This window comes from Rhizobium sp. Root1334 (assembly GCF_001426665.1).
Taxonomy (GTDB): domain Bacteria; phylum Pseudomonadota; class Alphaproteobacteria; order Rhizobiales; family Rhizobiaceae; genus Pararhizobium.
In genome coordinates, this window is record NZ_LMEY01000023.1 from 650099 (window position 1) to 671892 (window position 21794).

At 59.6% G+C, this 21794-nt stretch carries 22 protein-coding genes and 1 pseudogene; 18 read left to right on the forward strand and 5 right to left on the reverse strand.

What is annotated here, in order from left to right; genetic code table 11:
* The first annotated feature begins 125 nt into the window (after positions 1–125).
* From ASD36_RS21495 to ASD36_RS21520, 6 genes are all read left to right on the forward strand, one after another.
* Positions 126–647: a cobalamin biosynthesis protein gene (locus tag ASD36_RS21495; protein WP_060506223.1), complete on the forward strand. Its 522-nt coding sequence runs from the start codon at positions 126–128 to the stop codon at positions 645–647.
* Entirely contained in the window at positions 644–1486 is an 843-nt protein-coding gene (gene cobA / locus ASD36_RS21500) for a uroporphyrinogen-III C-methyltransferase (protein WP_060506224.1), read from the forward strand. Before ASD36_RS21495 ends, cobA begins: the two co-directional genes overlap by 4 nt.
* Positions 1483–2787 carry a cobyrinate a,c-diamide synthase gene (locus ASD36_RS21505; RefSeq protein ID WP_060506225.1) on the forward strand — a complete coding sequence of 435 codons (1305 nt, stop codon included), beginning with the start codon at positions 1483–1485 and terminating at the stop codon, positions 2785–2787. Before cobA ends, ASD36_RS21505 begins: the two co-directional genes overlap by 4 nt.
* A complete protein-coding gene (cobD, locus tag ASD36_RS21510; RefSeq protein ID WP_060506226.1) occupies positions 2784–3788 on the forward strand; it encodes a threonine-phosphate decarboxylase CobD in 1005 nt (334 codons plus the stop codon). Before ASD36_RS21505 ends, cobD begins: the two co-directional genes overlap by 4 nt.
* Positions 3789–3800: 12 nt before the next feature.
* The gene (gene cbiB, locus ASD36_RS21515; protein ID WP_060511795.1) at positions 3801–4784 is read left to right on the forward strand and encodes an adenosylcobinamide-phosphate synthase CbiB; all 984 of its coding nucleotides are present in this window, start codon (positions 3801–3803) and stop codon (positions 4782–4784) included.
* A 144-nt stretch (positions 4785–4928) separates the two neighbouring features.
* A complete protein-coding gene (locus ASD36_RS21520) occupies positions 4929–5357 on the forward strand; it encodes a L,D-transpeptidase (protein ID WP_060506228.1) in 429 nt (142 codons plus the stop codon).
* Between the two features lie 60 nt (positions 5358–5417).
* Here ASD36_RS21520 and ASD36_RS21525 read toward each other — a convergent pair.
* A pseudogene (locus tag ASD36_RS21525) lies at positions 5418–5828 on the reverse strand (zinc-binding dehydrogenase); the annotation flags it as partial.
* Between the two features lie 120 nt (positions 5829–5948).
* Between ASD36_RS21525 and ASD36_RS21530 the strand changes: the two are divergent.
* The 8 genes from ASD36_RS21530 (at position 5949) to ASD36_RS21565 (ending at position 13626) form a co-directional block, all read left to right on the forward strand.
* Positions 5949–6854 carry a LysR family transcriptional regulator gene (locus tag ASD36_RS21530; protein ID WP_060511797.1) on the forward strand — a complete coding sequence of 302 codons (906 nt, stop codon included), beginning with the start codon at positions 5949–5951 and terminating at the stop codon, positions 6852–6854.
* Positions 6855–6985: 131 nt separating this feature from the next.
* On the forward strand, positions 6986–7270 hold the full coding sequence (locus ASD36_RS21535) for an acyl carrier protein (RefSeq protein ID WP_112834592.1): 285 nt from the start codon (positions 6986–6988) through the stop codon (positions 7268–7270).
* A gap of 224 nt (positions 7271–7494) precedes the next feature.
* Positions 7495–7980, forward strand: a complete 486-nt coding sequence (locus ASD36_RS21540; RefSeq protein ID WP_060506319.1) for a 3-hydroxyacyl-ACP dehydratase FabZ family protein — start codon at positions 7495–7497, stop codon at positions 7978–7980.
* Positions 7981–7982: 2 nt separating this feature from the next.
* Positions 7983–9188, forward strand: coding sequence for a beta-ketoacyl-ACP synthase (locus ASD36_RS21545; protein WP_060506231.1), 1206 nt, complete (start codon positions 7983–7985; stop codon positions 9186–9188).
* A 12-nt stretch (positions 9189–9200) separates the two neighbouring features.
* Positions 9201–10484, forward strand: coding sequence for a beta-ketoacyl-ACP synthase (locus ASD36_RS21550; RefSeq protein ID WP_060506232.1), 1284 nt, complete (start codon positions 9201–9203; stop codon positions 10482–10484).
* A gap of 54 nt (positions 10485–10538) precedes the next feature.
* Complete coding sequence (locus tag ASD36_RS21555; protein WP_060506233.1) at positions 10539–11567, forward strand: zinc-binding dehydrogenase; 1029 nt, start codon at positions 10539–10541, stop codon at positions 11565–11567.
* A gap of 11 nt (positions 11568–11578) precedes the next feature.
* Entirely contained in the window at positions 11579–12511 is a 933-nt protein-coding gene (locus tag ASD36_RS21560; RefSeq protein ID WP_060506234.1) for a lipid A biosynthesis lauroyl acyltransferase, read from the forward strand.
* Positions 12512–12900: 389 nt separating this feature from the next.
* On the forward strand, positions 12901–13626 hold the full coding sequence (locus ASD36_RS21565) for a PAS domain-containing protein (RefSeq protein ID WP_244489862.1): 726 nt from the start codon (positions 12901–12903) through the stop codon (positions 13624–13626).
* 46 nt (positions 13627–13672) lie between these two features.
* Here the strand turns inward: ASD36_RS21565 and ASD36_RS21570 are convergent, their stop codons facing one another.
* The 3 genes from ASD36_RS21570 to ASD36_RS21580 form a co-directional block, all read right to left on the reverse strand.
* Positions 13673–14023 (reverse strand): VOC family protein, encoded by a 351-nt coding sequence (locus ASD36_RS21570; protein WP_060506320.1) that lies wholly within the window; start codon positions 14021–14023, stop codon positions 13673–13675.
* 12 nt (positions 14024–14035) lie between these two features.
* Positions 14036–14434 (reverse strand): polyketide cyclase, encoded by a 399-nt coding sequence (locus tag ASD36_RS21575; protein WP_060506321.1) that lies wholly within the window; start codon positions 14432–14434, stop codon positions 14036–14038.
* 72 nt (positions 14435–14506) lie between these two features.
* Complete coding sequence (locus tag ASD36_RS21580) at positions 14507–15292, reverse strand: helix-turn-helix domain-containing protein (RefSeq protein ID WP_156393901.1); 786 nt, start codon at positions 15290–15292, stop codon at positions 14507–14509.
* Positions 15293–15560: 268 nt separating this feature from the next.
* On the opposite strand from ASD36_RS21580, the gene gndA reads away from it, so the two are divergent.
* Positions 15561–16991, forward strand: a complete 1431-nt coding sequence (gene gndA / locus ASD36_RS21585; protein WP_060506237.1) for an NADP-dependent phosphogluconate dehydrogenase — start codon at positions 15561–15563, stop codon at positions 16989–16991.
* Positions 16992–17076: 85 nt separating this feature from the next.
* On the opposite strand, the gene ASD36_RS21590 is transcribed toward gndA, so the two are convergent.
* Entirely contained in the window at positions 17077–18114 is a 1038-nt protein-coding gene (locus ASD36_RS21590; RefSeq protein WP_060511799.1) for a LacI family transcriptional regulator, read from the reverse strand.
* A 490-nt stretch (positions 18115–18604) separates the two neighbouring features.
* Here ASD36_RS21590 and ASD36_RS21595 point away from each other — a divergent pair, with 490 nt between their 5' ends.
* From ASD36_RS21595 to ASD36_RS21605, 3 genes are all read left to right on the forward strand, one after another.
* On the forward strand, positions 18605–19840 hold the full coding sequence (locus tag ASD36_RS21595) for an ABC transporter substrate-binding protein (protein WP_060506239.1): 1236 nt from the start codon (positions 18605–18607) through the stop codon (positions 19838–19840).
* A 117-nt stretch (positions 19841–19957) separates the two neighbouring features.
* Complete coding sequence (locus tag ASD36_RS21600; RefSeq protein WP_060506240.1) at positions 19958–20860, forward strand: sugar ABC transporter permease; 903 nt, start codon at positions 19958–19960, stop codon at positions 20858–20860.
* 106 nt (positions 20861–20966) lie between these two features.
* Positions 20967–21794: a carbohydrate ABC transporter permease gene (locus ASD36_RS21605; RefSeq protein ID WP_244482353.1), complete on the forward strand. Its 828-nt coding sequence runs from the start codon at positions 20967–20969 to the stop codon at positions 21792–21794.

Below are 21794 nucleotides of genomic sequence, written 5' to 3' on the forward strand. Positions count from 1 at the left end.
AGCGTCCGGTGCGGCCGACCCAGTCAGGGGGCTTCATCCGGTGCTGTCCAGACCGCTTCGATAGCCTTTGGTTATCGAAGGCCCCGGCGCATCTTGATTGTGCGGCTCGGGAGGCCCGTCTTGTGATGCATCTGGATATCGGCGATCAGCCAGTTCATCGGCCACTCGTGCTTGGCCTTGGCTGCGAGCGTGGCACGCCATGCGACGAAGTGATCCGGCTTGCCGAGGAGGCTCTGGCGGTCGCCGGCATCGATCGGCATGAGCTTACCGGTATTGCCTCGCTGGATAGCCGTGTGGCGGAACCGGCGATGATTGCCGCCGCCCGGCATTTTTCCGTTCCCTTTGTTGTCTTCGATGCCGGAACGCTGGAGGCTCAGACCGCGCGGCTACAGAACCCGTCGGAGATCGTCTTTTCCCTAACGGGTTGTCACGGCGTTGCGGAGGCAGCCGCCCTTGCTGCGGCGGGCCCGTCCGGCGCGCTGATCGTCCCGAAGATCAAGTCGCCTCATGCAACAGCAGCAATTGCGCGTAGGGTATTTTCTGAATCAGATCAGGATGTTGCTGCCGGATGCCGGCAAAGTGATTCCATATCTTCACCTGCCGGTTCACTGCGCCTCATGTCTGCGGCATCAGGAGTGGCGCCATGACCAATCCATTGTTTTCCGGTCTGCCCGAACTTGCGCCGGGCTCGGTCTGGCTGGTCGGCGCGGGTCCCGGTGATCCCGGTCTCTTGACGCTGCATGCTGCCAATGCGCTGCGTCAGGCCGATGTCATCGTCCATGATGCGCTTGTCAATGCTGATTGCCTGAGCCTGGCAAAGTCGGGCGCCGTTCTCGAATTTGCCGGAAAGCGCGGTGGCAAGCCATCGCCGAAGCAGCGCGATATTTCGCTGCGGCTGGTCGAGTTGGCTCGGCAGGGCAAGCGCGTGCTGCGGCTGAAGGGCGGCGATCCCTTCGTCTTCGGGCGTGGCGGCGAGGAGGCGCTGACGCTGGTCGAACACGGCATTCCATTCCGTATCGTGCCGGGCATTACCGCCGGTATCGGCGGGCTCGCCTATGCCGGTATCCCGGTGACGCATCGCGAGGTCAATCACGCCGTGACATTCCTCACGGGCCATGATTCCTCCGGGCTCGTTCCTGACCGCATCCACTGGGAAGGGATCGCCAAAGGTTCTCCTGTGATCGTCATGTATATGGCGATGAAGCATATCGGCCAGATCGCCGCCAATCTGATGTCTGCCGGGCGTTCGCCGGACGAGCCAGTCGCTTTTGTTTGCAACGCCGCTACACCCGAGCAAACGGTGCTGGAAACGACGCTGGCGCGCGCCGAGGCCGATATGATCGCGTCCGGACTGGAGCCGCCCGCCATCGTCGTCATCGGCGAAGTGGTGCGCCTGCGTGCGTCGCTCGACTGGCTGGGCGCATTGGGCGGCCGGGTTCTGACATCCGATCCGCTGTCGAGCCGGGCTTTCAAGGACCCGGCATGAGCGGTCTGCTGATTGCGGCGCCATCGTCCGGCTCCGGTAAGACGACGGTGACGCTCGGACTGATGCGGGCATTGCGCGATCGCGGTATCGCCGTGGCTCCCGGCAAGGCCGGGCCGGATTACATTGATCCGGCCTTCCATGCGGCCGCAAGCGGCAGAGCCTGCTTCAATTACGATCCTTGGGCCATGCGTCCGGATCTGTTGCGTGCCAATGCTGCCATGCAGGCTGCTGATGGCGATGTGTTGATTGTCGAGGCCATGATGGGGCTGTTCGATGGGGCGGTCGACGGGACTGGTTCGCCCGCCGATCTGGCGTCGCTGCTTGGTCTTCCGGTTGTTCTGGTGGTCGATTGCGCCCGCATGTCGCAGTCGGTGGCTGCTCTCGTGCGCGGCTATGCGTCCCATCGCGACGATGTCCATGTGGCCGGGGTCATCCTCAACAAGGTTGGCAGCGACCGTCATGAAATGATGCTGCGCAATGCGGTGGATACCATCGGCATGCCGGTTCTTGGCGTTTTGCGGCAGGATAATGCTCTGAAGCTGCCAGAACGTCATCTCGGTCTCGTACAAGCCGGGGAGCATGGTGGACTGGATGTATTCATCGACCATGCCGCAATGCAGATCGAAAAGGGCTGTGATCTGGATGCGATCCTGTCACTGACCAGGTCAGAATCTCCGCGACAGAGGGCTGCGCAAGTTTCACCGCTGAAACCGCTCGGCCGGAAAATCGCCATCGCCCGCGATATTGCCTTTGCATTCTCTTACGAACATCTCCTGTCCGGCTGGCAGCGTGCCGGTGCCAAGCTGACATTCTTCTCGCCGCTCGCCAACGAGGTGCCTGCAGATGATGCCGATGCCGTTTATCTGCCGGGCGGCTATCCCGAGCTTCATGCCGGGGTATTGTCCGATGCAGGGCAGTTCAAATCGGGCATGACAGCGGCCCGGGATCGAGGCGCCCGGATTTTCGGCGAATGCGGCGGCTACATGATGCTGGGTGAGGGGCTTGTCGCTGCCGATGGCAAGCGCTACGAAATGCTCGGTTTTCTACCGCTCGAAACCAGCTTTGCCGAACGCAAGCGGCATCTGGGTTACCGGCGGATCACTCCGCTCGATGCCAGTTTTTTCGATGGTCCACTGATGGCGCATGAATTTCACTATGCCACGATCCTGTCGGAGGGCGCTGCCGACCGGCTGTTCGATACGGCTGACGCCGCCGGGGAGCCGCTTGGACCCGCCGGACTGCGGCGAGGGCAGGTTGCGGGCTCCTTCATGCATCTCATCGACATGGCCTGCTCTGCATGACCGCGCCGATCGTGCATGGCGGCGGTATTACCGAGGCGGCGGCGTCGTTTGGTGGCAACCCGCAGGACTGGCTGGACCTGTCGACCGGCATCAATCCCAATCCTGTGATGCTGCCCGACATCCCGATCCATGCCTGGCACAGGCTGCCGGACCGTCATCTGGTGGACCGCGCGCGCAATGCGGCTGCCCGCTATTATCGTAGCAGCGATATCCTGCCGCTTCCTGTTCCCGGCACACAATCGGTTATTCAGCTGCTGCCGCGCCTTGTTGCGCCGGGCAGGCGCATCGCCATTTTCGGACCGACCTATGGCGAATATGCGCGTGCTTTCGTCAGTGCCGGTTTTGCGGTCGATGAAATCTCGACGCCCGCTCAGGTGACGCCGGATCATGGGCTGGTGGTGCTGGTCAATCCCAACAACCCGACCGGACGCGCTGTCCTGCCTGCTGATATCGCAGGCATGGCACAGCAGATGAAAGCTTATGGCGGGTTGCTGCTTGTCGATGAGGCTTTTGGCGATACCGAACCGCATCTGAGCGTCGCCGCGCAGGCCGCAAGTAACGATAATCTCATTGTCTTCCGCTCCTTCGGCAAATTCTTCGGCTTGGCAGGGCTGCGGCTTGGTTTCGTCATTGCGGCGGAACCGATTCTGTCGGCATTTCAGGAATGGCTTGGCCCTTGGGCCGTATCAGGACCGGCACTGGTGGTGGCGGCAGACCTGATGGATGGCGACACACAGCCGGTTCGATCGCAGATTTCGGCGCGCAAGCAGGGCCTCGATTCTGTCTTGCGGCAAGCCGGGCTGACGATCATCGGCGGCACGCCGCTTTTCACCCTGGTGGAGCACCAACGCGCGCCGGAACTGCATGAACATCTCTGCCAGGGGCGGGTTCTGACGCGAAAATTCGGCTATGCGCCATCGTGGCTCAGGATTGGACTTGCACCGGATACGGCAGGCGATACACGTTTGGCGGATGCCTTGAGCAGTGTGCACCTCGCCTGAACGGACTTTTCGATGTCGACCGGAATTCTGCTTGCCCTGATCGCCGCTCTTCTGCTTGACCGGGTCGTTGGCGACCCTGATTGGCTCTGGCGCCGTCTTCCGCACCCTGTCGTTCTATTTGGCGCAATGATCGGCTGGTGCGACCGGACCTTCAACCGCAAGCGCCTAGGCGAGGAGGCTCTGCGGATCAGCGGTGTTCTGGTCATTGCCGTGTTGTTGCTGTGGAGCCTTTTTTGCGGCTGGCTGCTGCACAAGCTGTTCATGCAGATCGGGATTTTCGGCTGGTTGCTCGAAATAATCGTTGTCGCGGTGTTCTTGGCGCAAAAAAGTCTCGCCGACCACGTGTCGCGGGTGGCCACGGGTCTTCGCACCGGTGGGCTGGAGGGTGGCCGCAAAGCGGTGTCGATGATCGTCGGGCGTGATCCCGAGACACTTAACGAACCGGCCGTATGCCGCGCCGCCATCGAAAGTCTGGCGGAGAATTTTTCCGACGGCGTTGTTGCCCCGGCCTTCTGGTATGCACTGCTCGGCCTGCCCGGCTTGCTGGCCTACAAGATGCTCAACACCGCCGATTCCATGATCGGTCACAAGAGCCCGAAATATCTGCATTTCGGCTGGGCTTCGGCGCGTTTCGACGATCTCGCCAACATCCCGGCAGCGCGGTTGTCGATCCTGCTGATCGCGGCTGGCGCAGTCTTGGCCAAGGGACGGCGCGCCGCCCGCAATGCCATCGGCATTGCACTGCGTGACCACGGACTGCATCGTTCGCCCAACTCCGGCTGGCCGGAAGCCGCGATGGCGGGGGCACTCGATGTGCAGCTGGCAGGCCCGAGGATCTATGCTGGTACGCTGGTCAATGAGCCGATGATCAACGGAGCCGGCCGGGCGGTTGCAACGGTAGCCGATGTCGAGACCGGCGTTTCCATATTCTACGGTGCCTGCGCGTCACTTGCAGTTTTGGCGGTGATTGCAGCCCTGGTCGGCAGTATAGTCTAAGCGCGTTACTCGGATTTAAAAAACCATCCGCCCTCGTTAACGCCGAATTTTCCAATTGTCTTAAACGTCTATCATTGCAAAGGCTGTAAAGTTTGTCTCGTGTTGGGACGCCAGTAAAAATTCGTATTACGGAGAGGATTTTTCATGCGTAAATTCTTCGTCGCCTCTTTGGCACTCTTGTTGATGCAGTTTCATTCGCCGTCTGCCTTCGCTGCCAATCTTGTTGCAAGGATCAGCCTTTCTTCTCAAACCATGACTGTCTCGCAGAATGGTTTCGTACGGTATCGCTGGAAGGTTTCTACCGCGCGCAAAGGCTATGTGACGCCGCAGGGCAGCTGGAGCGCCAAATGGCTTTCGAGAGATCATCGCTCGCGCAAATATGACAATGCGCCGATGCCTTATGCGGTGTTTTTCAACGGTGGCTATGCGGTGCACGCGACCTTTGACGTGAAGCGCCTCGGCCGTCCGGCTTCGCATGGCTGTATCCGCCTGCATCCGGAAAATGCCGCCGAGTTCTTCGCGCTGGCTAGCGAGTATGGCTTGAAGAATACCAAGATCGTCGTTACCCGCTGACCGGCAAAGGCCGTCGTTCCGGGACTGGCAGGGATGCCAGCCCCAGAGCTGTTTTCAGCCTCAATTCAGGTCGATAACGATCTTGCCGAAGGCGCCGCGGTCAAGGTGGTCGAGGGCAAGGTGCAAGTCTTCCAGCGGATAGCGGGCATCGATGACCGGCTTGATCCCGGTCTGATCGATGGCGCGGGCGAAATCTTCAAGAGACCGCCGGTGGCCGACGCTGATCCCTTGGATGATGGGCGATTTCAGCAGCAGTGGCCCTGCCGGTCCGGCAACGTCGAAACCCTCGAAAACGCCGATGACCGAAATTCTCCCATGCACGGCAACGGCACGGATCGATTGCCCGAGGTTGGGGCCGCCAGCGATTTCCAGAATATGGTGGGCGCCTTCATCGCCGGTGAGCCTGTAGACGGCCTCAACCCAGTCCTCCTTGCTGCTGTTGACGCCATGATCAGCACCGAGCGCTTTTGCCCATGTTTCGTCTCCTGCTTTCTTGGTTGGTTCAAGCGATGAGATGACGCTAGCATTGCGTTTCGTTCTCCAGTGGCGATATGATTTCCACGTATTGGTTCCTTGAGGGCTACAAAAGATATGAGTGATCGTTTGACTGGCGTTTCCGTCTTCGTCGAGGCGGTGGAGGCGGCGAGTTTTTCCGCCGCCGCCCAGAGGCTCAACCTGTCGCGCTCAGCGGTCGGCAAGACGATTGCCCGGCTGGAAGAGCGGCTCGGCGCCCGGCTGTTCCATCGCACCACGCGCAGCCAGACGGGAACGGAGGATGGCCAGGCGTTTTACGAACGCTGCCTGCGGGCGCTCGAGGAGTTGCGGGAAGGCGAGGCCATGCTCGAATCAGGACGCAAGGAAGTGGCGGGACGATTGCGGGTTTCCATGCCCGTGCTGTTCGGCCGCCGCTGCGTTGCGCCCATCCTGCTGAAACTTGCCAGCGAGCATCCGAAGCTGGAGCTCGATCTGAATTTCACTGATAGCCGGGTCGATATCCTGGAAGACGGATTTGATCTTGCCATCCGCAACGGTCCGCTCGGCGAATGGCCGGGGCTGATGGCGCGGCGGCTGGCGTACCAGCGTATGACCGTCTGCGCCTCGCCGGATTATCTGCGTATCCACGGCGCGCCAGGAACCCGGGAGGAGTTGCGGGATCACCATGCGATCCTCTATGCCCGCTCCGGCTACATCCGCTCCTGGCTCTTTCCGGTCGACGGCGGCCCGGACGCTGAAGTCCTGCCGCCTTCGCGCATGCGTTTCGATGATTTGGAGATGATTGCCGATGCCGGGGTTTCCGGGCTCGGGCTCGTCTGGCTGCCCTGCTGGCTCGTTCAGGACAGGCTCCGCGACGGCAGTCTTGTCCGGCTTTTTGCCAATGAGCGCCGCCTGTCATTCGATTGCCATGCGGTCTGGCCGCAGACCCCGCATCTGCCGTTGCGCGTCAGGCTGGCGATCGATGCTTTGGCTGCTGATCTCCCGGCTGCAACGGGCCTTTGAGGCCGGTATTGCGGGCTTGGCTTGATGTTTGGGCAACACCGCCGCCATAAATGCAACTCTTGCGCCCAAGGCCATTGGCTTTTCAGCCGTATTTACCTATAGGTTCGCCAAAACATGTATTCTAAAGAGGTATGCGCGTGACAGCTACATTCGACAAGGTTGCCGACATCATTGCGGAAACGAGCGAAATCGACCGGGAGACGATTACGCCGGAAAGCCACACCATTGACGATCTCGGCATTGACAGCCTGGACTTCCTCGACATCGTCTTTGCGATCGACAAGGAATTCGGCATCAAGATCCCGCTTGAGCAGTGGACGCAGGAAGTCAACGAAGGCAAGGTTTCGACGGAAGAATATTTCGTCCTGAAGAACCTCTGCGCCAAGATCGACGAACTGAAGGCCGCCAAGGGCTGATGACGATATCGCGCGTTTGACACGCGCGAACACGTGCATGAGTGATAGCAATGCCGCCTGTCGCGTGGACCGCGCTTGACAGGCGGCATTTGCGTTTTTACTTGACGGTCGCATGATCGCGATACCGGACCTGTTCGGGCGGGGTCATGCGGATTTGAAATCCGGAGTGTTCGGGCGCTGTTTCCCAAAGCGCCGTGCTCTGGGCCAAGCTGGATTTGCTCCTGATGCTCCTTGAATATTTTCAGATGATCGATCGGGTCGAGACGGTTGATCTTAACGCCAAGACGCTGACGGCGCGTTCTGTGGTTCCGGCAAAGAGCCCTGTTTTCGAGGGTCATTTTCCGGGTTACCCGCTGGTCCCCGGTGTTCTTTTGATCGAGACGATGGCGCAGGCCTGCGGTTTTCTGGTGCTCGCCGCCACGGATTTCGCCGCCATGCCGTTCCTGATGTCGGTCGATAGCGCCAAGATGCGCACCTTTGTCGAGCCGGAAGCCGTACTCGATATCGAAGCCTTCCTCGAACATGACGGGTCCGGCTTTGCCGTCGTGAAGGCAAAAATCACCTCGCAGGGCAAGAAGGTCTGCGATGCACAGCTGAAACTGCGGACCATGCCGTTCGATCAGGTGCCGCTCGGCCCGATCGTCAAGAAGCGTGCCGAAGAGGTGGGCTTGATGGCTGCAATAGCGGCTTCAGCCGCGACGGGGGAATGACGATGAGCAAATCCGCCAATGATGTTGTGATCACCGGTGTCGGCATCGTCACCAGCCAGGGTGTGGGCACTGAAGTGCATACCGCGCTTCTGACTGCTGCGGAAACTCCGGCCGTCCGTGTCGAGACGGAACGCTTCGCGCCGTATCCGGTGCATCCGCTTCCGGAAATCGACTGGTCTCAGCAGATTTCCAAGCGTGGCGACCAGCGGCAGATGGAAAACTGGCAGCGCCTTGGCGTCTTCAGTGCCGGTCTGGCGCTGGACGATGCCGGTTTCAAGGATGACCTGGACGCTTGCGGCAGCATGGACATGATCGTGGCAGCCGGGGGCGGGGAGCGCGACATCAATGTCGATTCGCTGATCGTCGATGAGGCCCTGAAGCGCAATGACCGCGAACAGTTGCTCAACGAGAAGCTGACGACGGAACTGCGCCCGACACTGTTTTTGGCCCAGCTTTCCAATCTGATGGCCGGCAACATCTCCATCGTCCATAAGGTCACGGGCTCTTCGCGCACCTTTATGGGTGAAGAGGGTGCTGGCATTTCGGCGATCGAAACCGCCTTTGCCCGCATCAAGGCCGGACAGTCGACCCATACACTGGTCGGCGGCGCGTTCTCGGCCGAACGGCTCGACATGATCCTGTTGATCGAAGCGATCCAGGGCCATGCGCTCGGCGGTTATCAGCCGATCTGGTCGCGCAAGCCGGAAAACGGCGGCGGCATGATCACCGGTTCGGTCGGTGCGTTCCTGATGCTCGAATCCCGCGAACATGCTGAGGCACGCGGCGCCCGCATCTATGCAACGATCGATTCTGTCGGTGGAGATCGTGGTAGCCGCGACGGGGATCGCCTCGAGCAGCGCCTGCAATATTTGATGGCTCCCTCTGCAGACGCCGATCCGTCGCGCACCGTGGTCTTTTCCGGCACGACCGGTTTTCCGGATCTTGCCGCGCGTGAGAAGGCGTTTCTCGATGCGCAGTTCCCCAAGGCTGCCGTGCGTGCCTATGGCGGGCTTGTCGGTCATGCGCTGGAATCACAGTTTCCGCTCGGCCTGGCTTTCGCGGCTCTCTCGCTTGGAGCTGGCGCCAAGGTGCCGCCATTCGCCCCGGATGGTGAAGCCCTTATGGAAAAGCCAGCAACGACGGCCATCGTCACGACGATCGGCCATGCGCGCGGCGAAGGTATCGCCGTGCTTTCGGCAGAAGAATAAGGAGCGGCAGATATGACCAGCGCTTACAAGGATCATCTCGGCCGCCCGCTGATCGCCGTTACCGGCATGGGGGTCATCACCTCGCTTGGCCAGGGCGTCGAGGACAACTGGAAGGCGCTGACCTCAGGCGTTTCCGGTATTCACAAGATTACCCGGTTCCCGACCGAGGGGCTCTCGACCAGAATCAGCGGAACCGTCGATTTTATTGATTTGCCTGCGGAAAACGCCGTCGAGCGGTCCTATGCCTTTGCCCGCGAAACGACAGCGGAAGCTTTGGCTCAGGCCGGTATTTCCAGCGATTTCAATGGGCCGCTGTTCCTGGCTGCGCCGCCCATCGAGCCGGAATGGAGCGCCCGCTTCGAACTGGCCGACCGTTCGCGGCCGTCGCAGAAGCCGGGCGATGCCTATGATCGCTTCCTTGCCGCCATGCGTGACCGCGCGGATCCGGTGTTTCACGAGGCGGCATTGTTCGGCGCCATTTCCGAGCGCCTGTCCGATCGTTTCGGAACACGCGGACTGCCGGTAACGTTGTCGACCGCCTGCGCATCGGGTGCAACAGCCATCCAGCTTGGAGTTGAGGCGATCCGCCAGGGCCGCACCGACCGGGCCTTGACCGTCGCTACCGATGGTTCCGTCAGCGCCGAGGCGCTGATCCGCTTTGCGCTTCTGTCGGCTCTTTCGACCCAGAACGACCCGCCGGAACGGGCCTCGAAACCCTTCTCCAAGGATCGTGACGGTTTCGTCATTGCCGAGGGTGCGGCAACGCTGGTGCTGGAATCGCTGGAAGCAGCAGTCGCGCGCGGCGCAAAAATCTACGGCATCCTGAAGGGCTGTGGCGAAAAGGCCGACTCGTTCCACCGCACACGGTCTTCGCCGGATGGCGGCCCCGCAATTGCGACGATCCGCGCAGCGCTTGCCGATGCGGGCCTCAACGAGGGCGACATCGGCTATATCAACGCCCATGGCACATCGACGCCTGAAAACGACAAGATGGAGTATGGCGCGATGCTGTCGGTGTTCGGCGAAGCACTGCCGTCCATTCCGGTGTCGTCGAACAAGTCGATGATCGGCCACACCTTGACCGCCGCAGGCGCTGTCGAGGCCGTGTTCTCGCTGCAGACGATCCTCACCGGCACGGTTCCACCGACGATCAACCATCAGAACCCCGATCCGTCGATCATTCTCGATGTCGTACCGAACGTGAAGCGGGATGCGCAGGTTAGTGCTGTCCTGTCGAACTCCTTCGGCTTCGGCGGCCAGAACGCCAGCCTTGTCATGGCTGCTGAACCGGCCTAATCGGACATCATGTTTTTTCGAGGCTAGGATGCCTCGGGCTCAAGGACTTATATCATGCGCGCTTTGCAACTGGTCGACGACCGCAAGCTGGAAATCACCGATCTTCCCGAACCGGAAGCCCCGGGTCCGGGCGAGGTCACGCTCCGCGTCAAAGCCGTTGCGCTCAACCATATCGACGTCTGGGGCTGGCGCGGCATGGCTTTTGCCAAGCGCAAGATGCCGCTGGTGATCGGCGCTGAAGCGTCCGGCGTGGTCGATCAGATCGGCCCGGGCGTGTCGAACGTCCTGCCGGGACAGCTCGTTTCGATCTACGGCGCGCGCACCTGTGGCCTCTGCCGTCCGTGCCGCGAAGGCCGCGACAATCTCTGCGAACATGTCGGCGGCGTCCATGGTTTCCATCTCGATGGCTTTGCCCAGGAAAAGGTCAACCTGCCAGCGCGCCTGCTCGTTCCGGCCCCTCCGGGCGTCGATGCGGTGGCTGCGGCAGTCGCGCCGGTGACCTTCGGCACCGTCGAGCACATGCTGTTCGACAATGCCAAGCTTGAGCCGGGCGAAACGATCCTCATTCACGCCGGCGGTTCCGGCATCGGCTCGGCAGCCATCCAGCTGGCCAAAAAGATCGGCTGCACCGTCATCACCACGGTGGGCTCAGACGACAAGATCGAGAAGGCCAAGGCGCTCGGCGCCGATCACGTCATCAATTATCGTAAGGACCGTTTCGAGGGTGTGACCCGCAAGCTGACCAAGAAGAAGGGCGTCGATGTCGTCTTTGAACATGTCGGCAAGGACACGTGGGCTGCGTCGATGTTCGTCCTGAAGCGGGGCGGCCGTCTTGTCACCTGCGGTTCGACCTCCGGGGTTTCCACCGAAATGAACCTGATGATGCTTTTCCAGCAGCAGTTGAAGCTGCTCGGCTCCTTCGGCTGCCGCATGGAGAACATGGCCGACGCCATGCAGAAGATGGCGCGCGGGCTCGTTCACCCCGTCATCGACACCGAGGTCGGTTTTACCGAGATCGACAAGGCGCTCGAGCGCATGGAAACACGTCAGGTCTTCGGTAAAATCATCCTGCGGATGGACTGAACACCGTGCGCATGCTGATCACACGACTGGTTCTTGCCGCGCAGCGTTTTCGCCAGTGGTCGATCGCCCAGTTCGTCTTTCTGTTGCTGGGAACGCTCAAGCTGTTTCCGGCCAGAGGGGCCATCGAGTTCTCTGCCCGCTTCACAAGCTGGCTTGGGCCGAAACTGAAGCATCGTCACAAACTGACGATGACCAATCTTCGCAATGCTTTTCCTGAGAAGAGCGAGGCGGAGATCGAGGCTATTGCACTGGAGAGCTGGGGCAGTATTGGCCGGCTTGCCGCAGAATATGTATTTTTGGACGAGCTTTTCGATTTCGATCCGGCAAACCCGAAGCCTGGCCGTATTGAAGTGTCCGGTATCCCGCTGTTCCTGGAACTGCGCGACAACCCGCGCCCGTTCATCGTCTTTACCGCCCATACCGGTAATTTCGAGCTTTTGCCGGTGGCAAGTGCTGCCTTCGGGCTGGATGTCACTGTGCTGTTCCGGCCGCCGAACAATCCTTATGTTGCCGACAAGGTCTTCGATTTCCGCAAGCAGCGCATGGGCAATCTGGTTCCCTCGCATGCCGGATCTTCCTTCACGCTGGCACGCAAGCTTGAGGCGGGCGGCGCTGTCGGTGTTCTGGTTGATCAGAAGTTCCGCAAGGGGCTGATGACAAAATTCTTCGGCCGTGATGTGCGCACCAATCCGCTGCTGGCCAAGCTGGTGCGGCAGTTTAATTGCGAGGTCTATCCGGCCCGCTCCATCCGGTTGCCTGATGGACGTTTCCGCCTTGAGCTGGAGCCGGCGATTGAAATCCCGCGCAAGCCGGACGGCGGTGTCGATGTCAATGCGACAGCACAGTTGCTGAACGACAAGGTCGAGAGCTGGGTGCGCGAGTATCCCGGGCAGTGGCTCTGGTACCATGATCGCTGGCACATCAAGAAACATTTGAAAGACTGAGTATGTAGCGTCGCTTTCCGCTATGTAGAGCTGGCGGTCGGCGCAACTTCGTGACAAGTACATACGAACAGTTGAGTCTCTGTCTGTTGTCGGCGCATGCAGATTGCATCGTGTGATCAGTAATGGCTTGCAAGTACCGCCGGTGTCGGGAGAAGCCGCTGCGCGGCCCAGTGCGTTTTATATCGGTTGCCTAAAATAAGTTCACCGGAAACGTTTCAGGTGATTTTTCAGGTGTTGAACACCATCATTTTGGGTGTAAACTTCAGGTATTACTATAGGACGATTGCAAGCGCTTCGGGTTTGTAAAATAGCGCCTTCAATCGATTTATTTTTTGATTGCGTTCAATTTTCCTGAGCTTTTCACGCTTAAACGGAAAATTGAGTGGGGAGTGGGGTGGAAATTGAAGGCACTGATCGAGCTCTTCTGGTTCAAATATTCTCAGCTGCAATATGCGGTGAAATCCGGTGATGATCTGCTGATCAGCATTCTTGATCGCGAGATCGAGCCGGTTCTTACCACAATTTACGAGGAGAAGGCCGAGACCGTCGCTGATGCGCGCCTGCAGTTCCAGTTCGTCCTTGATCTCCTGCGCAAGGAAGCCGACGATGTGTCAAGCGTGCTGCGCCAACGCGATGTCCTGCAGACGCTGGCCGACCGTTATTTTTCCGCTGGCGGCAGCGAAGCCGCTGAAAAGCCGTGGATGTCACCACCTCCGACGGCTGCAGCCCTCAAGGGCCGGGCAGACGAAGGGTTTCTCAATGAAGCGATCCTCGACTGTTTGCCGGACCGTGTCGCGGTGATCACGCCGGATTACCGCTATCTCTATACCAACCCCGTCAATGCGGCCCGGCTGGAAGAACGGCCGATGGACCTCGTCGGCCGCCATATCGTCGAGTTCGTCGGCATCCAGCGCTTCGAGCAGCGGGTGAAGCCCAATCTCGACAAGTGTTTTTCCGGTGAGCTGGTCGATTACACCTTCGCGAAGGATGTCGGGAACCGCACCGTCGTGGTGCGCTGCCGGATGACGCCCTGCATGTCGGGCACGGGCAAGGTCATCGGTGCCATTCTGGTGCTGCAGGAAATCGCCGACCGCCGCCGTTCGATCGCGGCCTGATGGCGAAAGGCGAGGGTGGTTGCCCTCGCTCACCGGTCTTTCACTGTTACTTGTCCGACCAGACAGCCAGTTCGTAACCGTCCGGATCCTGGAAATGGAAGCGTCTTCCGCCCGGGAAGGAAAATGTCTCGACGACGATGCGAGCGCCTTGTGCTTCGAGCCTGGTCTGGGTTTCGGCGAGATCATCGGCATAGAGAATGATCAATGGGCCGCCGGGCTTTGGTGTTCCCGTGGTCAGGCCGCCGGTCAGCCGCCCATCGGTGAATTCGCAATATTGCGGGCCGTAGTCCGTAAATGACCAGCCGAATGCTGCGCCATAAAATGCCTTCGAGCGTGCAATATCCCTCACCGCGAACTCGATATTATCGATCTGGCGGTCGGTTCCCTTCTGTCCCATGTTGGTCATTCCTTATGTTTCCAGCTGTGCTTTCAATGCGTTGAGGTCCTTTTTAACCCAATCGGCATCGCCGTCGAATTGTTCCTTGCTCATGCCGGGCTGCCTGAGCAGCGTGAACAAGACTTCCGCGCCGCTGCCGTTCGGCACGACACGCAGAGCATTATGGACCTGGATGCCCGTTTCCAGCGTGACGAGGTGGTCGAGCACGCCGAGATCGTTGCGGGGTGTGAAGCGGACGCGGGCATTGCCGAGCGCGCCGCTTGCCACCCACTCGTCGCCGTCCGGCTCCAGCCCGGCGGCAAGACCGGATGCCCATGATGGCATGTTTTCCGGGTTGGCCGCGTAGGCATAGACGTCGCGCCAATTCCTCTCGATACTGATATGAATGATTTTCGCTTCCATCACGGCCACACCACCTTCTCCTTTTTTGCCGCTTGCGACCATGCGATGGCCGAACGCGAAAAGATTGAACAAAACGGACAATCACGCCACAAGCTGCTGCCGGATTTCGGCAGGGGGCAGACCGGCCAGTGCCTGCACCTCGCGGCACATATGTGCCTGATCCGCGTAGCCTGCCTCAAGTGCCAGGATGGACATTGGCTGCCATTGGTTTGCTTTCAAAAGCGAAAGAAACCGTTGGAAACGCAGAATCCGGCCGAGTGTCTTGGGCCCGTAGCCGAAATGATCGAGGCAGCGTCGCCGCAACGTCCGTTCGCCATAGCCAAGCGCCCGCGCGAGAGCTTCGACCGTCTGCGGGCGTTCTCTGCCCTTGCGTGAAAGATATTCGAAGGCGTGGAGCGTATCGTCTGAAGGTGTTGTGACCTGAGCGGCTCGCTGCGTGAGGAAATCTTGCAACAATGCCAACCCCTCCACGGTGGACCCCGTTTCCGACAGGCGTTCATGAAGCTCCCGGCCATCGGCTCCCCACAGATCTGAAAGCGCTACCGTTTCGCCGGTGATTTCGGCGATCGACAGGTTTAGCCATCTGGCGGCGGCACCCGGCTGAAAGCGAAAGCCAACAACGGTTTCGCCCGCTTGTAGCGGCGGGAAGGCTGCGGTTCTGTCTGGACCGGCGACGAAAAGCCCGCGGCTGGACCAGAGAATATCGCTGCACCCATCCGGCACGACCACGACGACATTGTCGAAATCGGCGGGCAGGTGATGGAGCCACGTGCACCGGAAATGCGACGCGAGTGCCGCCGGCGGCGCCTGTTCGCTGTAGCGCCCCACAGACGCGGCGATGGCCATGTTTTCTTGTCCGATCCTCACGCATGTCCTCCCTGGCCGGCCCGGCAAAGGTGATTTCCCGATGCGACCTGTCAGCACGGCAAACCTACTCCAGTGCAGCGGAAAAGTATCACTTTTGACAACAATCACTTGTCGTTAATCGATTTGAATGCCAAAACTCCCTCAGCATCCGCAGGGCGTATTCAGGCCTCCATGGCCGAAAAAAATCTCCCTGCAAGTTCAATCTGGTGAAGCCGTGTGCAAGCCCCGCCGGGCTTTGGCACCTTCACTGTCCAACGGAGGCACATACGTGGCACAGGCAGAAATCGGCCTTATCGGTCTTGGTGTTATGGGATCGAATCTGGCGCTCAACATTGCCGAAAAGGGCAACAAGATCGCAGTCTTCAACCGCACGGTCGAGGCAACGCGGAAATTCTATGCCGAAGCGGGCAGCCTGCAAAGCCAGATCGTACCGTGCGAGACCATCGAGGAGTTCGTTGCTGCCATCCGCCCGCCGCGGCCGATCATCATCATGATCAAGGCCGGCGAACCGGTCGATCAGCAGATGGAATTGCTCAAGCCCTATCTTGAGAAGAACGACATCATGATCGATGCCGGCAACGCCAATTTCCGCGACACGATGCGCCGCTTCGACAATCTCAAGGACAGCGGCCTGACCTTCATCGGCATGGGCGTTTCCGGCGGCGAAGAGGGCGCGCGTCATGGCCCGTCCATCATGGTCGGCGGCAAGGAAGACTCCTGGAAGCGTGTCGAGAAGGTGCTGACCTCGATCGCTGCAAAATACAACAACGATCCGTGCGTCGCCTGGCTCGGCGAAAATGGTGCAGGTCATTTCGTCAAGACCATCCATAACGGCATCGAATATGCCGACATGCAGATGATCGCCGAAATCTATGGCATCCTGCGCGACGGGCTGAAGATGAGTGCCACCGAGATCGGGGAAGTCTTTGGCGAATGGAACAAGGGCCGCCTCAATTCCTACCTGATCGAGATCACCGAGACGGTTCTGAAGGCCGCTGACCCGATCACCGGCAAGCCGATCGTCGATCTCATCCTCGACAAGGCCGGCCAGAAGGGCACCGGCAAGTGGTCGGTGATCGAGGCGCAGAACATGGGCATTCCGGCGACAGCTATTGAAGCTGCTGTTGCGGCCCGCAGTATCTCGTCAGTCAAGGGCGAGCGCGAAGCGGCAGAAAAGGTGCTTGGTCTGCCGAATGTCGGCGAATTCAAGGTTGCCGACAAGGCTGCCTTCCTCAAGGATCTCGAAAGCGCGCTTCTGGCTGCCAAGATCGGCGCTTATGCGCAAGGGTTCGCGGTCATGGCGGAAGCCTCGCGCGAGTTCAACTGGAACCTGCCGATGCCAACGATCGCCAAAATCTGGCGCGCAGGCTGCATCATCCGCTCGGTCTTCCTCGACGAGATCACCACGGCCTTCACCAAGGATCCGACGGTTGCCAATCTGATCGTTACGCCGGCTTTCTCCGCGATGGTCAAGGAAACCGACGGCGCGCTTCGCCGTGTCGTGTCTGCAGCGGTTCTCGGCGGTCTGCCGGTTCCAGCCCTTGCTTCGGCGCTCGGCTATTTCGACAGCTACCGCCGCGGCCGCGGTACGGCCAATGTCATCCAGGCGCAGCGCGACTTCTTCGGCGCACACGGTTTCGACCGCATCGATGGTGCCGATTCCCATCACGGTCCATGGGGCAGCGGCCTCAACGCCTGATGATCCGTCGATCGGAGAGATAAAACTGGAACGGCCGCTGTTGATCAGCGGCCGTTCTGCTTTCTGGGTCGTGTCTTGAGATCGCTCAGTTCTGCAGGACGGGGAAACTCAGCGTCTGCAATTCGGCCGAGGGCTGGCCTTCGATACGGGCGATCACCGCTTTTGCCAGTTCGCGTCCGGCAAGCCTGAAATCTTCCCTGAGTGTGATGACCTCCGGCCTTAGCCATTGCAGGAAGTCGTTCGATTGCTTTGAGACCATGTCGACGTCCCGAGCGAGCTTCAGTCCTGCCGCTTCGATCCCGGCGACCAGTGCCACGGCACCGCCGCCGCTACCGGAGATCACGCCGTCGGGCGCACCGGGCGCACGCATAACTGCTTCGCAGGCGGCGCGGATGTCCGCCAGGCTGTTATCCAGGTCGACCGTGTTGAACGGAACAGATGTCGCGCCGAAATCCCGAAGGCCGCGCTCGAAGCCGGTGCGCATGTGCATATGGTAGGTCAGCGATGGCGGCGGGTGTAGCAGCATGACCCGCCGCCTGCCGCGCTCGACCAGCATGCGCACGGCATCGTAGGCGAAGCGCTCGTTGTCGAAGTCATGGAAGGGATGGACGTGGCCCATTTCCGTGCGGCCATGCGTGCCAAAGGGAAAGTTGCGCTCCATCATCAACGCGACACGTGGATCTTTTGGTTCCGTCCGCGAAATGATCACGCCGTCTGCCGCTCCGGTATCCAGTACATAGCGCACAGGATCGAGCGGATCGCTCCGTGCGCTGTAGGGCGTGATCACGAGGTGATATTGGGTGGCGGCGAGGATTTCAGAAATACCGACAACCATCGGGCTCGTCAGACCGATGAATTCCTCTTCCAGGCTGAGGATCAGGCTGATGACATTGGTTTTTCCCGTCCGCAGACGCACACCGGCCCGGTTGGGATGATATCCGACCTGGGCCGCGACCAGCCGGACGCGCTCCTTGGTCTCGGCGCCAATATCAGGCGCGTCCTTCAGCGCCCGGGATACCGTCGTGATGCCAAGTCCGGTCATGAAGGCAATCGTCTTCAAGGTCGGGCGTTCATTCGGCGAAGGCGGCACCGAGGCCGGTCGGCTCTTATGTTTTTCGTCCATTCCCCGCCCATCGCTTTCCAAAGTCAGGCAGTTATGCCGCAAGGGGCAGAGTCTGCCTGCTGTCGCCCCCACAGGCTCGCCAGCCTTATATACGATTCATGACACAGGGGCACCCAGGCGTCGGTTCTCCCCTCTGTTCAAAATCTGTAACGATACAGTTGTCTTGTCGAGCGATTTTTTAGTTTTTATATGTGAGCTCACCGAAAGGTTGAATCCTGCGCCGCGGCATATTTCCCGTGCGTTTGCGAGACATGTTTCCCCGCGGGTTCGGAAAGAAAACCCGGATAATGGATCATATATCTCTATTTATTGCCGATTTTGTTCAAAAATGCACCGCAGAAAAGCGAGGGATGCAGGTCTTTCTTGTATGAGGATATGCAATCAAGGATTGTTTTTGGTTTTTACCTTGAATTATGCGTTGTGGTGGTTGCGTCTGCTAATCGATTGAACTAAGTTTTTACGGTAACGTTACAGTGAGGGAGGAAAACTCATGAAATTGCGTTTGTTGGCTGCTGCATTGGCGGCAACAGTCGTGCTTCCACTGGGCATCGCTAACGCGGCCGATCTGGAAGTGACACATTGGTGGACGTCCGGAGGTGAAGCTGCGGCCGTTGCGGAACTGGCTAAGGCATTCGATGCCACCGGCAATCATTGGGTCGACGGTGCGATCGCCGGTTCTGGCGGTACAGCGCGGCCGATCATGGTCAGCCGCATCACCGGCGGCGATCCGATGGGCGCCACCCAGTTCAACCACGGCCGTCAGGCCGAAGAGCTGGTTCAGGCTGGTCTGATGCGCGACCTGACGGATGTCGCGACCAAGGAAAACTGGAAGGGCATCATCAAGCCGGCGAGCTTGCTCGACAGCTGCACGATCGACGGCAAAATCTATTGCGCGCCGGTGAACATTCATTCCTGGCAGTGGTTGTGGCTTTCCAATGCCGCGTTCAAGACGGCTGGCGTCGACGTGCCGAAGAACTGGGATGAATTTGTTGCCGCCGCTCCGGCGCTTGAAAAGGCTGGTATCGTTCCGCTCGCGGTTGGCGGTCAGCCCTGGCAGGCCAACGGTGCGTTCGGGGTGCTGATGATCGCTATCGGCGGCAAGGATGTCTACCAGAAAGTCTTCTCCGACAAGGATGCCGAAGCAGCCGCTGGTCCGGAAATGGTCAAGGTGTTCAAGGCCGCCGACGACGCCCGCCGCCTGTCCAAGGGCACCAACGTCCAGGATTGGAATCAGGCGACCAATCTGGTCATCACCGGCAAGGCCGGCGGACAGATCATGGGCGACTGGGCGCAGGGCGAATTCCAGCTCGCCGGCCAGAAGGCCGGTACCGATTACACCTGCCTGCCGGGCCTCGGCGTCAACGAAATCATCTCGACCGGCGGCGATGCCTTCTATTTCCCGCTCCTGAAGGATGAAGAAAAGTCCAAGGCCCAGGAAGTGCTGGCATCGACGCTTCTCAACCCGGCAACGCAGGTTGCTTTCAACTTGAAAAAGGGCTCCCTGCCGGTCCGTGGCGACGTTGATCTCGCCGCCGCAAACGACTGCATGAAGAAGGGCCTTGATATTCTTGCCAAGGGCAATGTCATCGTCAGCACCGATCAGCTGCTTTCGGCTGACAGCCAGAAGCAGATGGAAGATCTCTTCTCCGAGTTCTTCGCGACGCCGACCATGACGCCGGAAGATGCACAGAAGCGCTTCGTCGATATCATCGCCGCAGCCGACTAACGGGACCAGTCTCTGTGGAAGGCCGGCTCCTAGTATGGGCCGGCCTGAAGCCCGGCCGATTTTGTTCCGGGTTTCGTCACGTCCTCAAAAATACGCGATCCAGGGGAGGGTTGACCTATGACGGGCCAAGCGAACGCCGGCCGGCCAAACCAGTTGCTGCGCAATCTGCATGCAAAGATTGCCTCAATTCCGATGATACTCACCGCCGTCGTCATCTTTCTCGGCGGCACGCTCTGGACGGTGTTTTACTCTTTCACCAATTCCAAGCTCCTGCCGCGGCTTTCCTTCGTCGGGCTTGATCAGTACGAGCGCCTGTGGGCGGCTCCCCGCTGGCTCGTTTCTATCCAGAATCTGGCCATTTATGGTGTGTTTTCGCTGATTTTCAGTCTTGTCATCGGTTTTCTGCTGGCAGCGCTGATGGATCAGAAGATCCGCTTTGAAAACACTTTTCGCACGATCTTTCTCTATCCTTTCGCCTTGTCCTTCATCGTCACCGGCCTTGTCTGGCAGTGGATTCTCAATCCAGAATTCGGGATTCAGTCCGTTGTCCGTTCGCTCGGCTGGAGCACTTTCACTTTCGATCCGCTCTATAATCCCAACATCGTCATTTACGGCATCCTGATCGCCGCGCTCTGGCAGGGCACGGGCCTTGTCATGTGCCTGATGCTCGCTGGCTTGCGCGGCATCGATGAAGACATCTGGAAGGCCGCACGTGTCGACGGCATCCCGATGTGGAAGACCTATCTCTTCATCATCATTCCTATGATGCGCGCCGTGTTCATTACCACGCTCGTCATCATCGCCAGCGGTATCGTGCGCGTCTACGATCTTGTCGTGGCGCAGACCAGCGGCGGTCCGGGCATCTCGTCGGAAGTTCCGGCAAAATATGTCTACGACTACATGTTCCAGGCGCAAAACCTCGGCCAGGGCTTTGCCGCCTCGACCATGATGCTGATCACCGTCGCCATCATCATCGTCCCCTGGGCCTATCTCGAATTCGGAGGACGCAAGCGTGGCTGAGGTCGTAACTCTCAACAATCCGTCCGCGAAGGTAAGCAGCGCGACCAAACCGGTTGCAGGGCCTCGGGGCAAGAAACCCCGCCCGCTGCTGTCGCCGCGCAACATCATGATCTATGGCGCGCTGCTGTTTGCCGCGGCCTACTACCTGCTGCCGCTCTATGTGATGGTCGTCACCTCACTGAAAGGCATGCCGGAAATCCGGCTGGGCAATATCTTTTCGCCGCCGCTGGAAATCACCTTCGAGCCCTGGGTCAAGGCATGGGCAACCGCCTGCACCGGGCTCAATTGCGACGGTCTTTCGCGTGGCTTCTGGAACTCGGTACGCATCACTATTCCCTCGACCGTCATCTCGATCGCAATCGCCTCGATCAATGGATATGCGCTGGCCAATTGGCGCTTCAAGGGAGCGGACCTGTTCTTCACGATCCTGATCGTTGGTGCGTTCATCCCTTATCAGGTGATGATCTATCCGATCGTCATCGTTCTGCGCGAAATGGGCCTCTACGGGTCGCTGACCGGCCTGATCATCGTTCATACGATCTTTGGCATGCCGATCTTGACGCTGCTGTTCCGCAACTACTTCACGGCGCTGCCGGAGGAACTGTTCAAGGCGGCGCGTGTCGATGGGGCAGGCTTCTGGACGATCTATTTCAAGATCATGCTGCCCATGTCGCTGCCGATCTTCGTGGTGGCGATGATCCTGCAGGTGACCGGCATCTGGAACGACTTTCTGTTCGGCGTCGTGTTCACCCGGCCGGAATATTATCCGATGACCGTCCAGCTCAACAATATCGTCAATTCCGTCCAAGGCGTGAAGGAATACAACGTCAACATGGCGGCAACCATCCTGACCGGTGCCGTGCCGTTGATCGTCTATTTCGTCTCCGGACGGCTTTTCGTCCGTGGCATCGCCGCCGGCGCAGTGAAAGGGTGA

What these genes read in the sequence shown, in the direction of transcription:
- ASD36_RS21495 (WP_060506223.1), top strand. Translation starts at nt 126, where the DNA reads ATGCATCTGGATATCGGCGATCAGCCAGTTCATCGGCCACTCGTGCTT.
- ASD36_RS21560 (WP_060506234.1), top strand. Translation starts at nt 11,579, where the DNA reads ATGCTGATCACACGACTGGTTCTTGCCGCGCAGCGTTTTCGCCAGTGG.
- ASD36_RS21555 (WP_060506233.1), top strand. Translation starts at nt 10,539, where the DNA reads ATGCGCGCTTTGCAACTGGTCGACGACCGCAAGCTGGAAATCACCGAT.
- cbiB (WP_060511795.1), top strand. Translation starts at nt 3,801, where the DNA reads ATGTCGACCGGAATTCTGCTTGCCCTGATCGCCGCTCTTCTGCTTGAC.
- ASD36_RS21550 (WP_060506232.1), top strand. Translation starts at nt 9,201, where the DNA reads ATGACCAGCGCTTACAAGGATCATCTCGGCCGCCCGCTGATCGCCGTT.
- ASD36_RS21540 (WP_060506319.1), top strand. Translation starts at nt 7,495, where the DNA reads ATGCTCCTTGAATATTTTCAGATGATCGATCGGGTCGAGACGGTTGAT.
- ASD36_RS21600 (WP_060506240.1), top strand. Translation starts at nt 19,958, where the DNA reads ATGACGGGCCAAGCGAACGCCGGCCGGCCAAACCAGTTGCTGCGCAAT.
- ASD36_RS21590 (WP_060511799.1), bottom strand. Translation starts at nt 18,114, where the DNA reads ATGGACGAAAAACATAAGAGCCGACCGGCCTCGGTGCCGCCTTCGCCG.
- ASD36_RS21570 (WP_060506320.1), bottom strand. Translation starts at nt 14,023, where the DNA reads ATGGGACAGAAGGGAACCGACCGCCAGATCGATAATATCGAGTTCGCG.
- ASD36_RS21605 (WP_244482353.1), top strand. Translation starts at nt 20,967, where the DNA reads ATGATCTATGGCGCGCTGCTGTTTGCCGCGGCCTACTACCTGCTGCCG.
- ASD36_RS21535 (WP_112834592.1), top strand. Translation starts at nt 6,986, where the DNA reads ATGCGCGTGACAGCTACATTCGACAAGGTTGCCGACATCATTGCGGAA.
- ASD36_RS21530 (WP_060511797.1), top strand. Translation starts at nt 5,949, where the DNA reads ATGAGTGATCGTTTGACTGGCGTTTCCGTCTTCGTCGAGGCGGTGGAG.
- ASD36_RS21595 (WP_060506239.1), top strand. Translation starts at nt 18,605, where the DNA reads ATGAAATTGCGTTTGTTGGCTGCTGCATTGGCGGCAACAGTCGTGCTT.
- cobD (WP_060506226.1), top strand. Translation starts at nt 2,784, where the DNA reads ATGACCGCGCCGATCGTGCATGGCGGCGGTATTACCGAGGCGGCGGCG.
- ASD36_RS21545 (WP_060506231.1), top strand. Translation starts at nt 7,983, where the DNA reads ATGAGCAAATCCGCCAATGATGTTGTGATCACCGGTGTCGGCATCGTC.
- cobA (WP_060506224.1), top strand. Translation starts at nt 644, where the DNA reads ATGACCAATCCATTGTTTTCCGGTCTGCCCGAACTTGCGCCGGGCTCG.
- ASD36_RS21520 (WP_060506228.1), top strand. Translation starts at nt 4,929, where the DNA reads ATGCGTAAATTCTTCGTCGCCTCTTTGGCACTCTTGTTGATGCAGTTT.
- ASD36_RS21505 (WP_060506225.1), top strand. Translation starts at nt 1,483, where the DNA reads ATGAGCGGTCTGCTGATTGCGGCGCCATCGTCCGGCTCCGGTAAGACG.